Genomic DNA, 13,406 nt, shown 5'->3' on the forward strand with positions numbered 1-13,406 from the left:
CGCGTCTAGGTCTGACAAGTACGGTTCACCCCGGCGCGCCGCGGTAGACGTTAGATGTTGCTAGCGGCCCTGCCAAGCGGGCCTGTGGATGAGCCTGGGCATGGGGTGTGGACTACTGTCCAACGCGGTGTTAGGGGGTTGGGGAAAACCTGGGGATAGCTACCTACGTTCCTGCACTTTTCCCAGGTGAAGGCCGTTGAATCAATTGACAGGACTGTGGATGGGATTCATTCCGGCGTGTCGCCGCAGGTTGCGTCTTCGGGCGTGTTCTGTTACCCCGACCAACCCTCTAGGTTAACTAGAGGTAGCTTCGCTGGACTGGCACACGCGTACAATACATTCGCCAGTAGATACGGCAACGGCGCCGCGGAAATCCGCGACGCCGTTGACCCGGCACTATTTCGGATCGATCAGCCTTCGGCGACTACATCCACAGTGACCTTGGTTGCCACACCGGTGTGCAGGTGCACGTCCAGCGCGTACGAACCGATCTGCTTGATGTGAGCCTTCGGCAGGGTGACGGTCCGCTTGTCCAGGTTCGGGCCACCGGCGGCCTTGATGGCACCCACCACGTCAGCGGCGGTCACCGAACCGAACAGCTTGCCTTCGCCGGCGGTCTTCACCGTCAGCTTGACGGCACCCAGCCCCTCGATCGCCTGCTTGATCTCGTGAGCGTGCTCGACGCCACGGATCTCCTTGGCCTCACGGGCACGACGGATATCCGTCGCCTGGCGCTCGGCACCACGGGTGGCGACAATCGCCAGTCCGCGCGGCAGCAGGTAGTTACGTCCGTAACCGTCCTTGACCTCAACGGTGTCACCGGCAGTGCCGAGGTGCTCGACCTCGGTCGTCAGAATCAGCTTCATTAGATGTCCCTCCGGTCCCTACCGCGTCGCCGAGCTGAACGGCAGCAGGGCAACCTCGCGGGCGTTCTTCACAGCGATCGCGATGTCGCGCTGGTGCTGAACGCAGTTTCCGGTGACCCGGCGGGCACGAATCTTGCCGCGCTCACTGATGTACGTGCGCAGCAGGTTGGTGTCCTTGTAGTCGATGTTCAGCGCCTTCTTGGTGCAGAACGCGCACTTCCGTGTCTTGACCGGCTTTTCCGGGGCAGGACGGCGCTTAGTCGTCTTGGCCATGGTGAATCTCTTTCTTTCTAGCTAGATAAGTTGTTTCGCCCAGATCAGAAGGGCGGTTCGTCGTCGGCCGCGGTAGAGCCGGAGGCCGGGGCACTGCCCCACGGATCGTCGGCAGGCTCGCTGGAGCGGGAACCCCCGCCGCCACCGCCGCCACCGAAACCTCCGCCGCCACCGCCACCACGCGAGGCCCTGTTGACCTTGGCGGTCGCGTACCGCAGAGACGGGCCGATCTCGTCGACCTCGACCTCGACCACGGTGCGCTTCTCGCCCTCGCGGGTCTCGAAGGAGCGCTGCTTAAGCCGGCCTGTCACGATGACACGGGAACCACGAGTGAGGCTTTCGGCCACGTTTTCGGCGGCCTCACGCCAGATGTTGCACCGCAGGAACAGCGCCTCACCGTCTTTCCACTCCGAGCTCTGTCGGTCGAAGATGCGGGGTGTCGAGGCCACAGTGAAGTTGGCGACGGCAGCCCCGGACGGTGTGAAACGCAGTTCCGGATCGGCGGTCAAGTTTCCGACGACCGTGATGGTGGTGTCACCTGCCACGGTTCCTCCTCGTAGATGTCAGCGGCTTAGTTAACCGGCAGCCTACGGAAGCCCAGCGGCTCCCGTCGGTTCTCCCAGAGATCGTCAGCGGGCTCCGGTGCGCAGAACCTTGGTCCGCAACACGGACTCGTTCAGGCCAAGCTGACGATCCAGCTCGGACACGGTGGCCGGAGCAGCGACCACGTCGATCACCGCGTAGATGCCTTCGGTGTGCTTGGCGATCTCGTAAGCAAGACGGCGCTTGCCCCAGACTTCCACCTTCGAGACGGTTCCGCCGTCGCCACGGACAACGTTCAGGAACGTATCCAGGGACGGAGCTACGGTGCGCTCATCAAGGGTGGGGTCGAGAATGACCATGATTTCGTACTGACGCATGAGAAACTCATCACCTCCTATGGTCTTGTGCGGCCACGGCGTATCCGTGGCAGGAGAGTCGCCTGCGTCGGCAACCGGCCCAGGCTACCGCAACACCCCCTGACCGGCGAAATCGTCGCAGCACGGCCGGGGGCCCGCATCGAGAGCGAGGCTGGCGCGGTTTTCGGCCGCTATTTCCGCGTGAGGCTCGCACTCGATCCCACGGAGTGCGCGCGGGCGATGTGTGGCGCCGGTTTACGCGGCCGCAGCCAGACCGGCAGCCAGCCGGGAGGAGCGTCGGGCGCCCCATGGCACGGCCCACCCGCGGGATCGTCGTCATGGGCGCGCACCAAGTCCTCGCTCGGGTGATAGATCTGGTGCAGCACCAGCACGCACAGTCCGATCACCGCGATATCGCGTACCAACACCGTGCCGGTGAACCACTGCTCGGGCAGCCCCTTGTTCTCGATACCCAGCAAGTAATACATCCGGGGCACCCACACCAGCGCATCGACCGTCATCCAGGCCAGCAGAATGCGGCGGTGCGGCAAGGCCACCACCGCCAACGGCACCAGCCACAGCGAGAACTGCGGGCTCCACACCTTGTTGGTCAGCAGAAACACCGCGACCACCAGGAAGGCCAGCTGCGCCACCCGTGGCCGCCTCGGCGCCGTCAACGCCACGTACCCGATGCCCAGACAGCACAGCCCGAAGAGCACCGCCGACACCGCGTTGAGGACGACCGGCGGCTCCCAGAAGCCCAGCGGGCCGTCGAAACCCTGCCATCCGGTGAAGGACTTCACGACGTTGTAGAGCGAATCCATGTCGTCGCCGCGACGGGTGTTGAGTCGGAAGAACTCCCCCCAGCCGCGCGGGAACAGCATCGCCACCGGCGCATTCACCAGGACCCAGCTGGCCGCCGCGGCCGCGGCGGTCTTGGAGAACTCGTGCATCTTGCCGCCGCGCAGACTCACCAGCAGCAGGGGAAGTAGCAGCAGCACCGGATAGAGCTTTGCGGCCACGCCCAGCCCGATCAGCACGCCCGCGAGCCAGGGTTTCTTGCGCGCCCACGCCCACAACGCCGTCATGCTGAAAGCCGTTGCCAGAGCATCGAAATTGGTGAAGATCTGGAATATCACAATGGGCGAGGCGGCGATCATCACCACGTCCCACGGGCGGGTGCGCGGGCTCAATCCCGCACTGGCCCAAATGGTTACCAGCCACGCCAGGGCCAACCCGAAAGCCACGATGTTGAAGAACATCACCACCTCGGCCACGACCGGCAGCCCGAGCAGATCGCTGGCCTGCGTGTAGGTCTTGGCCAGCGCCATCGCGGTGTACTGATACACCCCGGTGACCACCGGGTACTCCATGTACCGGACCGCCGGGACGCCGTCGTACTGGATCTTCTGGTGCCCACCCCCATCGGTTTCCAGCCAGCTCGACTTGTAGGGGAAGCGGCCCTGGTTCAGCAGCTCCGCGCCGTACAGCGGCACGGTGTCCGAGTAGCATAGTTGGTAGTAGGCCCGGTTGTTGTCCCAGTTGGCCACGCGCGCAGCGCCGTTGCCGGTGCCACTCTGCTGCAGACAGGGCGCCTTGCTGGTCCATCCCAGAATGAGGAATCCCAGCGCGATGATGAACACCACCCGCAGCGGCGTCCAGAACGGCTGCCGGCCCACCAGCGCGTGCCGGCCCACCGGTCCGCCGACCACCTCGGACAGCTCGATACCCATCGCGTCCGTGCGACTGGGGAAATCACGGTCATCGGCACTGCGCAGATCATCCGCGAGTGGCTCGGGTGACACCGTGGACTCGGCCGGCACCTGCCTACGGCCCCGGCGGTGGTGCGTCACCCGCTGGTGGCGCCGCCGGACCGACCGGAATCGTCGTCGGCGGCCCCACCGGAATGGTGATGCCGGGCGCGATTTCAATCGTGGGCTGGATGACCGTCACTTCTCCACCGCCCGTGGGCGCGGGCACCGGCGGACCGTTCGGAACCGGTGGCGGCGGCGCGTACGTGGGCACGCCGGCGTAACCACCGATCGGACCCGGCTTCGGGAAGGTCTCCTTCGGGGTGCCGTCCAGGGCGCCGTTCATGGTCTTCTGCCAGATATCCGACGGCAGACCGGAACCGTAAATGGGTCCGCCCCAACTGTTCTTGATCGGCTTACCGTCGTCGGTGCCCACCCAGACCGCCGTCGAGAGCGACGGGGTGAACCCGACCATCCAGGCGTCCTTGTTGTCCTTGGTGTCGCCCAGCTGTGCGGTACCGGTCTTGGCGGCCGATTCCCGTCCACCCGCCAGCGCGTGTCCACGCGAGTAGGCCGCGATGGGCTTCATCGCCGAGATCGCGTTGTTCGCAACATCATCGGAGATGCGCTTCTCGCCGGTGTTGTCGGAGGAGCCCGCGTCGAACAGCACCTGGCCGTCGGCGTTCACCACCTTCTGGATGAAATGCGGCTTGCGGTAGGTACCGGACGAAGCCAGCGTCGCGTACGCCGACGCCATATCGATGACCCGGGTCTGGTACTGACCCAGCACCACACCGTTGTTGGGCGGACCGCCCTGCCCGTCCTCGGACAGGGTGTGCGAGACACCGGGGAAGTTCTCGGCGATACCGGCGTTGTGCGCGGCCGCGGCCACATCATCGGGCCCATTCTTCAGCTTCAGCATGAGCCGGTAGAAGCTCGTGTTCAGCGAGCGCTTGAGCGCCTCGGCCACCGAACAGGTGCCGCACGAGGCGTCTTCGCTGTTCTTGATGGTGATGCCCTGATAGGTCAGTTCGGAGCTGTCCAGCTGGTAGCCCAGACCGATGCCCTGTTGCAGCGCCGCCACCAAGGCGAACACCTTGAACGAGGAGCCGGTCTGCAGGCCCTGCTGTGCGTAGTCCAGACCCTGCGCGTTGGAGCCGCCGTAATACGCCTTGACCGCACCCGTGCGCGGGTCGATGGACACCACTGCCGTCCGCAGGTCCGGGTTCTCACTCTGCAGCGTGTTGGTGACCGCGTTCTCAGCGGCTTGCTGCGCCTTGGTGTCGATGGTCGTGGTGATCTGCAAACCCTCGGTATTCAGCGTCTGCTCGTCGATATTGAACAGATCGGTGAGCTCGGCCATCACCTGACGTTTGATCAAACCGTTGGGGCCGGTGGTGGCGTTCTGCGCCGCGGCCTGCTCGGGCGGCACCGTGGCCGGGTAGACCTGGCCGGCGCGATCCTGAGCGGACAGCGCACCGATGGTGACCATGCCGTCGAGCACCCAGTTCCAACGGTTCGTGGACTCCGGAAGATCCACCGCAGGATCCAGACGCGACGGCCGCTGGATCAGTGCGGCCAGCAGCGCACCCTCGGACACCGTCAACTGCTCGACCGGCTTGTCGAAGTAGGCCTTGGACGCCGCGGAGATGCCGTAAGCGCCACGTCCGAAGTAGATGATGTTGAGGTACGCCTCCATCACCTGATCCTTGGACCAGGACTGCGACATCTTGGTGGAGATCACGATCTCCTTGGCCTTACGGGTCAGGCCGCCCAGGCCGGCGCGCTGCGAACCGACCATGGCGTTCTTCACGTACTGCTGGGTGATGGTCGATCCACCCTGGGTGTCGCCACCGAACATGTTGTTCTTGACCGCGCGCAGCAGACCCGAGAACGAGAAGCCCGGGTTGCCGTAGAAGTCGCGATCCTCGGCGGCCATGACGGCGGCACGCACGTGCTGGGGCACCTGGTCGATCTTGATATCGACCCGGTTGCCTTCCGGCGGAACAACTTTGGCAAGCTCAGTGGTGCCGTCACTGGCCAGGATGGTGGACACCTGGCTGGTGCGGATATCACCCGGCTTGGGGATCTCCACCACCGAATAGGCGAGCGCGAACGTCGCCAACGGAATCACGATCGCCAGCAACACCAGGGCGATCATCACATTGCGGAAGGTCTTCCAGCCATTGCTCTTTCGCTTGCGACGGCGCGGCGGGCGGGACGAACCACCCGGCCTGCCGGGCGGGCCCGGAGGTGGCGGTGGCGGCTCATGTCCGAGGCCCCCGTCGTCGTCACGTTCCAGGGCGGCACGAGCCGCCGCCACCGCGTCCTCGTCGCGCCGGTACAGCGGCAAATCCTCGATCGGATCCAGGATCGATGTCGGACGGTCGTCCGTGCTGGGGTTGCGCGGTGAATCCGGGCCGCCGTTGGGAGCTACCGGATTCTGCTCGCCAACCACGCCACCCTCACCTGTCTGCCTATTCACTGGCCGTCCGGGCCCGAGTTGTTCGCTGACGTGGGGTGGTCCCCTTCGGCGCCGGCAGGGCGCCCATGACATACGACTTCACCAAATGATTCCAACTGCAGGTCCGGCATACCTCGACAACATGCACGGCGAACTCCGAGTATCGGGTGGCCAGCAGCACGAGTTCCTCGGCCGTTCGCGCGGATCCCGAGACTGCGCCCAAGTGTTCGCCGAAAACCCACGACACCAGTGTCAGTTGCTCCTTGCGGCAGATCGGGCAGACCACGGCGCTGGGCTTGCCGTGAAATTTAGCCGCCCGGAGCAGGTAGGGGTTCGCGTCGCAGACTTCGGCCACGCCGGTACGCCCGGAATAGACCTCAGCCAGCAGGGATCGCCGCTTGAGCGCGTAATCCACCACCTGTCTCTGCAATCGCACGGTAACCAGAGTACGTCCCTTGCGCGCTGACAGAGCCTCGGCCGCACAGACAGCCTGTCCTTTGCAAACCCGATCTCTGTCCGCGTTCGACTCGTTAGGATCGAGCAACTGTCATTCAGAGGGGGCAACATGACATCTCGTCGACTATCCACAGCGCTGGCCGGCTTTGCGGTGCTCGCCGTCGCCGCGGCCGGGTGCGGCAAGTCCGCCGACAGTCCGTCCACCACCGCACCCACCTCCACCAGCACGTCATCGGCACGACCCGTGCCGTCCGCCGGTCCCGCCGCCACGGCTTCGGCACCGGCCGGCGTCAGGGGCACCGGCAAGGTCGTGGGCAGCGCGGTCCTGAAGGTGCTCGGCAGCGGCACCGCGACCGTCACCTGGAAGGCGAACGGCGGCGCCACGCACACCGAAGACAACGTGTCGCTGCCCTGGGAACACACCATCGACGTCATCGAAGAAGCCCCGTCCGAGGTCCGCGCCGACGGCGCCGGAGCCAGCGGCTGCACGATCATGATGGGCAGCATGTTGGTGTCCTTCAAGAACGAGCCGAACCCGGTCTGCGAGTTCTCGTACTGGGGCTGATCGCGGCCGCTCTACGATTTCTCGCATGGCGACCCGTGCCAAGGACTCTGACCGCGACGCCACCTGCCAGGCGCTCGACGCCGCCTTCGGCGAGGGCCAGCTCTCCTCGGAAGAGCACCGTCAGCGGATCGCCGTAGCCACCGGCGCGCAGACGCTGAGCGAGCTCAACGGTGTCGTCTCCGATCTGCAGGTCAGCGCGCTGTCCGTCGAGCTGCCTGCCGCGCAACCGCCGCGGCGACGCTGGCCGGCGCTCCTTGCCACCGCGCTCATCGCTGCCGCCCTGGGTGCCGGAGCCGCCGTCTATGTCACCCGGCCGGCACCGCCCGACCCGGGCGCGGCCGACGACGGCGTGGCACCGATAGCGATCGCCCCGACCAAGCTGTTCTCCGTCCCCGGCCTGACGGGCCTGCTGGATCAGATGCGCGGTAAGTTCGGCGACACCGTCGGCATCGAGCTGACCGTCCGCTCGAACAATGCGGCACTGGTCCGCATCGAAGCCTCCGATCCGGACCTGCCCATCACCTACCCGTATCAGGGCGGGTTCCGCGACGGCGGGGCGATGCCGGGCACCTGGCGCAATGTGAAGATCGGCGACTTGAGCCGGTTCGACCCGGCGAAGATCGTCGGCGTTCTGCGCGGCGCACCCCAAACCCTGAACGTGCCGACCGCGGGTGAGGGCGGCACCGTCATGGTGATCAAGCCCAGCGACGATGGCGTCGATATCGACATCACGGTCTCGGAGAAGGACCGCACCGGACGGATGCTGGTCGCCGGCAACGGAGAACCCAAAGAGGTCGCCCCCGCGTCCTGACCACCACCATCCGGGCCGCTCTACGATTCCTCACATGGCGACGCGACCTCCATCCCAGACCCGCGCCAAGGATTCCGACCGTGACGCGACCTGCAAGGCCCTCGACACCGCGCTGAGCGATGGCCAGCTGTCCATGGAGGAACACCGGGAACGGATTACCTCCGCGACCAGCGCGAAAACCCTCGGAGACCTCTCGGCACTGGTGACAGACCTACAGCTGGACACCCCGCCCGTCGTGCTCCGCACAGAGCGGACACCTTCGGCATGGCGCCGGCGCGCACCACTTCTTACCGTCGCCGCGTTCAGTGCCGGCGTGATTGTCCTGGGTATCGGGCTGCTGGTGCGCGAATCGGGCACTCCCGACAGGGCCAGCGCTCCGGCTGCGCCCGGCGCCGTACGGCCCGGTGCGGGTCCGGTTGACGACGGGATCGCTCCCACGGTGATCCCGCGCACCGCACCCGCCGAGAAGAACATCTTCAGCGGCCCCGGGCTGTCCACGCTCATCGACCGCATCCATCAGAAGTTCGGCGATTCGATGGGGTATGAGCTGGATCTCTTCCCGGAGTACGCGATCTTGGAGCGCGCCGATCCGGACGAACCCAAGGGGCTGATTTCGTACCTCTACCGGGAGGGCAACTTCGACGATCCCGATCGCCGACCGCGCTCCTTCGACAACGTCGGCGACGTCGGCGCGTTCGACCAGGCCGCGATCCTCGGCATCGTCCGGGGTGCCGCGCAGACCCTGGGAATCGACAAGGGCGAACCGAGTCACGTGATCATCCGGCCCGATGCCGAGGGCCGTTTGAAGATCAACATCTACGCGTCCCGCGGAAACTACGAATCCGGCTACATCTCCGTCGATGCCCAGGGGCTCAATCCCAAGCTCTACCCGCCGTCATAACCCGCCCCGTGTGGCGCTCGCATATATCGCGGCGATACTATGACTCGATCGGTGCACATGAGATGCTCCGTCGTCATATGTGGTGTGGGAGGTGACTTCATGCTGGAACTGGCCATCCTCGGCTTGCTGCTTGAGTCACCCATGCACGGGTACGAGCTGCGCAAGCGTCTGACCGGGCTGCTCGGCGCGTTCCGCGCGTTTTCGTACGGCTCGCTGTATCCGGCGTTGCGCAGGATGCAAGCCGACGGACTCATCGAGGAGGACGCCGCCCCTGGGGCAACCACTGCCGCCACCATGCTGCGGCGCGGCAAGCGTGTCTACCAGCTGACCGCGGCGGGGCGGGCACGGTTCAGCGAGCTGGTGGCCGACACCGGCCCGCAGAACTACACCGACGACGGCTTCGGGGTGCACCTGGCGTTCTTCAACCGCACACCGGCCGAAGCCCGGATGCGGATCCTCGAAGGCCGCCGCCGGCAGGTGGAGGAACGCCGGGAAGGCTTGCGCGAGGCCATCACCCGGGCAAGCAGTTCGTTCGACCGGTACACCAAGCAGCTGCACCAGCTTGGACTGGAATCCAGTGAACGAGAAGTGAAGTGGCTCAACGACTTGATCGCCGCCGAGCGCACCGCGCAGGCACGGGTCGAGGAGCGTTAGACGTGACACAGAGCACGACCATCGGTAAAGGAGAACCGTCCATGTCCAACACATCATCTGAGGTGCGGGTCGCCATCGTCGGCGTCGGTAACTGCGCATCCTCACTGGTCCAGGGCGTGCAGTACTACCAGGATGCGGACGAGAACTCGACGGTTCCGGGTCTGATGCACGTCAAGTTCGGCCCGTACCACGTGCGCGACGTCAAGTTCGTCGCTGCCTTCGACGTGGACGCCAAGAAGGTGGGCTTCGATCTCTCCGAGGCGATCTCGGCGTCGGAGAACAACACCATCAAGATCGCCGACGTGCCGCCGACCGACATCATCGTGCAGCGCGGACCGACCCTGGACGGCATCGGCAAGTACTACGCCGACACCATCGAGGTCTCCGACTCCGATCCCGTCGACGTCGTCAAGGTCCTCAAGGACAACAACGTTGACGTCCTGGTCTCCTACCTCCCGGTGGGTTCGGAAGAGGCTGACAAGTTCTACGCGCAGTGCGCCATCGACGCCAAGGTCGCGTTCGTCAACGCGCTGCCCGTCTTCATCGCCTCGGATCCGGTGTGGGCCAAGAAGTTCGAGGACGCCGGAGTTCCGATCGTGGGCGACGACATCAAGAGCCAGGTCGGCGCCACCATCACCCACCGCGTGATGGCCAAGCTGTTCGAGGACCGCGGTGTCACCCTGGACCGCACCTACCAGCTCAATGTCGGTGGCAACATGGATTTCAAGAACATGCTCGAGCGCGAGCGCCTGGAGTCCAAGAAGGTCTCCAAGACCCAGGCCGTCACCTCCAACCTCAATGGCTCGCTGGCCGACAAGGTGTACGACAAGAACGTGCACATCGGCCCGTCCGACTACGTCGCGTGGCTCGATGACCGCAAGTGGGCGTACGTCCGCCTGGAAGGCCGCGCCTTCGGTGACGTGCCGCTGAACCTCGAATACAAGCTTGAGGTCTGGGACTCCCCCAACTCGGCGGGCATCATCATCGACGCGGTGCGCGCCGCCAAGATCGCCCTGGACCGTGGCCTCGGTGGACCGATCCTGCCGGCCTCGGCCTACCTGATGAAGAGCCCGCCCAAGCAGCTCGCCGACGATGTCGCGCGCGCCGAACTGGAGCAGTTCATCGAGGGCTAGTCACCAAAGCCTCACTCGCCGAGGGCATATCAGGCGCAGACGTTTCACCCGATTCTTCTGCGTACGGTATGCCCTCGGTGCTATTTGAGACGTTCAGCGATCTGCGCCGGCGCATCCAACGCTGCCAGGGTGTCCCCCTCATTCAGCGGATCCAGGTGGAACAGCACCCGATCCACCCCCGCCTCAAGATAATTCGCGGCCAGCCGCTCCTCGGACGGCACCTCGGTGACGGTGGTCCCCAGGTCGGCGCGTCCCTGCTGCGCGAACCACGCACGCACACTGCGCACATCGTCGGCAGTGGTGCCCGGTGCCAGCGGCAGCCAGCCGTCGGCAAGACGCACCGTGCGCGACAGAGCCGCCTTACTGGCGCCGCCCACATAGATCGGCACCGGTGAGCCGGGGCGCGGTCGCGACTCGATCGGGCCGAAATCGACATGATCGCCGTGGAATTCGGTCACTTCGTGGGTCCAGATGGCCCGCAGAGCCGTCAGCTGCTCATCGAGCTTGGCACCCCGCGTCGCGGGCTCGGCCCCGTGGTTGCGTACCTCGCCCATGTTCCACCCGACGCCGACCCCGAGCACCAGCCGATCAGCGGACAACGTGGCCAGGGTGGCGACGGCCTTGCCCGTGTGCAGCACATCGCGCTGTGGCAGCAGCGCCACCCCCGATCCGACGACGAGCGTGCGCGTCGCGGACAAGGCGTAGGCAAGTACTACTGGGAGGTCGCGGACCAGCGGCAGCCGCGCACGGAAGGCCGCCGGGATCTCTTCTTGTGCGGGGGTATCGGCCGGGAAGTACGAGTGGTCGTCAAAGAGCAGCCAGTCGAAGCCCCGTTCCTCGACGGCGCGGGCCAACACGTCCGGAGACACATATCCGTCGGCTGACGACGTGGAAACACCAAACCCGGTCACGCTTCAACCAAACTGCGGCCAGGCCGTTCTCATTCCCCCTACCTACAACGCAATAGCCCACGCTTAGAACCACGGGTTGATACGAGACAGATCGTTGTCGTAGATGCCCTCCGCCCGGTCCTGCACACCGAAGTTCGGCTGGAATCCGTACAACTTGCCCGCCAGCGCGGTTGGGGCATACGGCACCTCAAACTCGCCGGTCTCCGCAGGAAGCCAGGGAATGTCTCTCGGCGAAGTCCCCGGGATATTCGGCGCGGTATGCGTGCCCATTTTGGTATGGCTCAGATCGATCACCGGCCGCAGCGTCGTCCACGTACCCCAGGCCGAGGGCTGGTCTACCAAGTACTTGGCGATGTCCTCATCGTCGACAGCCCGCGGAGTCTCGTCATTGTCAGCAGGGAACGATGCCGCGAACTGTGAGTTTCTCAGTAGCGAAACCTCGACGTTCCAGTAGCCGCCGTCGGATTCACGACGAGCCAACGCATCACAGATACCGCCGAACACCAGGTAAGCAGTTCCGTAGTCATTGATCAGTATCGGCGTGATCAACGGATACGGCTCAGCACCCGTCGACAAGTAGGTGACGCCGGAGCACGTCTGTGCGACCTGCTCGAAGCCGCGGCGGCGCTCCCACACCGAACCGATGGGTGCGAACGAAGCCCCCGCGTGCACTAGGCTCGGGTTGAGCTCGTACAGGGTGTCCTCGTCGAGCCCCAAGCGGTCGAACGCTCCCGGTGTGTGACCATTCAAGAAGACGTCGGCGCTGGCAATCAGCTCCTTGAAGCGCGCCTTTCCGCTCTCCGTCTTGAGATCCAGCCGGATATTGCGCTTGCCCCATCCACTGGTCAGGTATGTCGCCAACATCCAGTCCCCCACAACAGGATTGACATTGATGACGTCGGCGCCCGCCGCCGCCAACAGGCGTGTCGCATTCGGGTTGGCCACAACGTTCGACACGTCAACGACGCGCACGCCCGACAACGGACGCGAACCGCTCGCCCCGAGAGTCCGGGCCTTCGCAGTACCGCGCTGCTTCAGGTTGATCAGCGGCACGCTCTGTGAAAACTCCCCCACCGGGTGCTGGAGCCACTCCTGGGGAGAACGCATCCACCCACCCGGTAGTCCCAGGGCGATCAGATTGTCTTCATGCTCCTGGGCGTCCTTTTTCGCGATCGCGGCGGCAATCCGCTTCGGGTCTGGCGGCGCGTCCAAGTAGGTAAGCATCTTGTTCCGCAGGTGGTGTATCTCTCCAATGATGTACAGCCACTTGCCATCCTTGGTTTCGTAGATTCCGTTGTCCGGCGAAATGGTCCAGATGTCCATCGTCGTGGGATCGCCGTTGATGAACTGGAAGACGTAATCGTTGAACGCCATAGCCGCCAGACGCCGGTCGATGGTGATCGTCTGCGCCGGGAGGCCCCGCACGGTGCCCAAGTTCTCCAGAGCTGAACCCGCGGCCGCGATCAAACCCGTCACGTAGTCATGCAGCGGCATGGGCGACTTGACGTAGGACTGGGTCTGCTCGATGACCAGCCGCGATAGATCCGGACGGTAGGAAAAGTTCTTGGCGATCTCGTCAAACACACGCTGCTGAATCCCGTTGAGGGACATTACGCACACCCCAGTTCTTTCGTGTTTAGTTATTTGGCGACTACGCGTTACCGGTTTTTGCATTAGATATTCGCTGGGTAGGGCACCACAAGAGGGTTGGCCTTGCTGAAT

Annotated in this window: 14 protein-coding genes; 5 read left to right on the top strand and 9 right to left on the bottom strand. The window is 64.9% G+C overall.

Annotated features, from left to right (window positions below):
* Positions 1 to 410 precede the first annotated feature (410 nt).
* The 7 genes from rplI to ABG82_RS27155 form a co-directional block, all read right to left on the bottom strand.
* Complete coding sequence (gene rplI, locus ABG82_RS27125) at positions 411 to 866, bottom strand: 50S ribosomal protein L9 (protein ID WP_043078204.1); 456 nt, start codon at positions 864 to 866, stop codon at positions 411 to 413.
* Between the two features lie 18 nt (positions 867 to 884).
* Positions 885 to 1,139, bottom strand: coding sequence for a 30S ribosomal protein S18 (rpsR, locus tag ABG82_RS27130; protein WP_005064619.1), 255 nt, complete (start codon positions 1,137 to 1,139; stop codon positions 885 to 887).
* A gap of 44 nt (positions 1,140 to 1,183) precedes the next feature.
* Positions 1,184 to 1,684, bottom strand: a complete 501-nt coding sequence (locus tag ABG82_RS27135; RefSeq protein WP_043078203.1) for a single-stranded DNA-binding protein — start codon at positions 1,682 to 1,684, stop codon at positions 1,184 to 1,186.
* A gap of 84 nt (positions 1,685 to 1,768) precedes the next feature.
* Positions 1,769 to 2,059, bottom strand: coding sequence for a 30S ribosomal protein S6 (gene rpsF / locus ABG82_RS27140; protein ID WP_005072064.1), 291 nt, complete (start codon positions 2,057 to 2,059; stop codon positions 1,769 to 1,771).
* A gap of 170 nt (positions 2,060 to 2,229) precedes the next feature.
* Positions 2,230 to 3,861 (bottom strand): glycosyltransferase family 87 protein, encoded by a 1,632-nt coding sequence (locus ABG82_RS27145; RefSeq protein WP_078343434.1) that lies wholly within the window; start codon positions 3,859 to 3,861, stop codon positions 2,230 to 2,232.
* Between the two features lie 4 nt (positions 3,862 to 3,865).
* The gene (locus ABG82_RS27150; RefSeq protein WP_043078202.1) at positions 3,866 to 6,247 is read right to left on the bottom strand and encodes a transglycosylase domain-containing protein; all 2,382 of its coding nucleotides are present in this window, start codon (positions 6,245 to 6,247) and stop codon (positions 3,866 to 3,868) included.
* A gap of 19 nt (positions 6,248 to 6,266) precedes the next feature.
* A complete protein-coding gene (locus ABG82_RS27155) occupies positions 6,267 to 6,689 on the bottom strand; it encodes a DUF5318 family protein (RefSeq protein WP_012296823.1) in 423 nt (140 codons plus the stop codon).
* A 129-nt stretch (positions 6,690 to 6,818) separates the two neighbouring features.
* Between ABG82_RS27155 and ABG82_RS27160 the strand changes: the two genes are divergently transcribed.
* From ABG82_RS27160 to ABG82_RS27180, 5 genes are all read left to right on the top strand, one after another.
* Complete coding sequence (locus ABG82_RS27160) at positions 6,819 to 7,274, top strand: hypothetical protein (protein ID WP_043078201.1); 456 nt, start codon at positions 6,819 to 6,821, stop codon at positions 7,272 to 7,274.
* A gap of 25 nt (positions 7,275 to 7,299) precedes the next feature.
* Positions 7,300 to 8,085: a DUF1707 SHOCT-like domain-containing protein gene (locus ABG82_RS27165; protein WP_043078200.1), complete on the top strand. Its 786-nt coding sequence runs from the start codon at positions 7,300 to 7,302 to the stop codon at positions 8,083 to 8,085.
* A 34-nt stretch (positions 8,086 to 8,119) separates the two neighbouring features.
* Positions 8,120 to 8,986, top strand: a complete 867-nt coding sequence (locus tag ABG82_RS27170) for a DUF1707 SHOCT-like domain-containing protein (RefSeq protein WP_043078199.1) — start codon at positions 8,120 to 8,122, stop codon at positions 8,984 to 8,986.
* A 99-nt stretch (positions 8,987 to 9,085) separates the two neighbouring features.
* The gene (locus ABG82_RS27175) at positions 9,086 to 9,640 is read left to right on the top strand and encodes a PadR family transcriptional regulator (protein WP_043078256.1); all 555 of its coding nucleotides are present in this window, start codon (positions 9,086 to 9,088) and stop codon (positions 9,638 to 9,640) included.
* Positions 9,641 to 9,681: 41 nt separating this feature from the next.
* Complete coding sequence (locus tag ABG82_RS27180; RefSeq protein WP_043078198.1) at positions 9,682 to 10,773, top strand: inositol-3-phosphate synthase; 1,092 nt, start codon at positions 9,682 to 9,684, stop codon at positions 10,771 to 10,773.
* A gap of 80 nt (positions 10,774 to 10,853) precedes the next feature.
* On the opposite strand, the gene ABG82_RS27185 is transcribed toward ABG82_RS27180, so the two are convergent.
* Positions 10,854 to 11,684, bottom strand: a complete 831-nt coding sequence (locus ABG82_RS27185) for a TIGR03619 family F420-dependent LLM class oxidoreductase (protein ID WP_043078197.1) — start codon at positions 11,682 to 11,684, stop codon at positions 10,854 to 10,856.
* A 63-nt stretch (positions 11,685 to 11,747) separates the two neighbouring features.
* Complete coding sequence (locus ABG82_RS27190; protein WP_052511028.1) at positions 11,748 to 13,295, bottom strand: CoA transferase; 1,548 nt, start codon at positions 13,293 to 13,295, stop codon at positions 11,748 to 11,750.
* Positions 13,296 to 13,406: the final 111 nt, after the last annotated feature.

This window comes from Mycobacteroides immunogenum, from assembly GCF_001605725.1.
GTDB classification, from domain to species: Bacteria; Actinomycetota; Actinomycetes; order Mycobacteriales; family Mycobacteriaceae; genus Mycobacterium; species Mycobacterium immunogenum.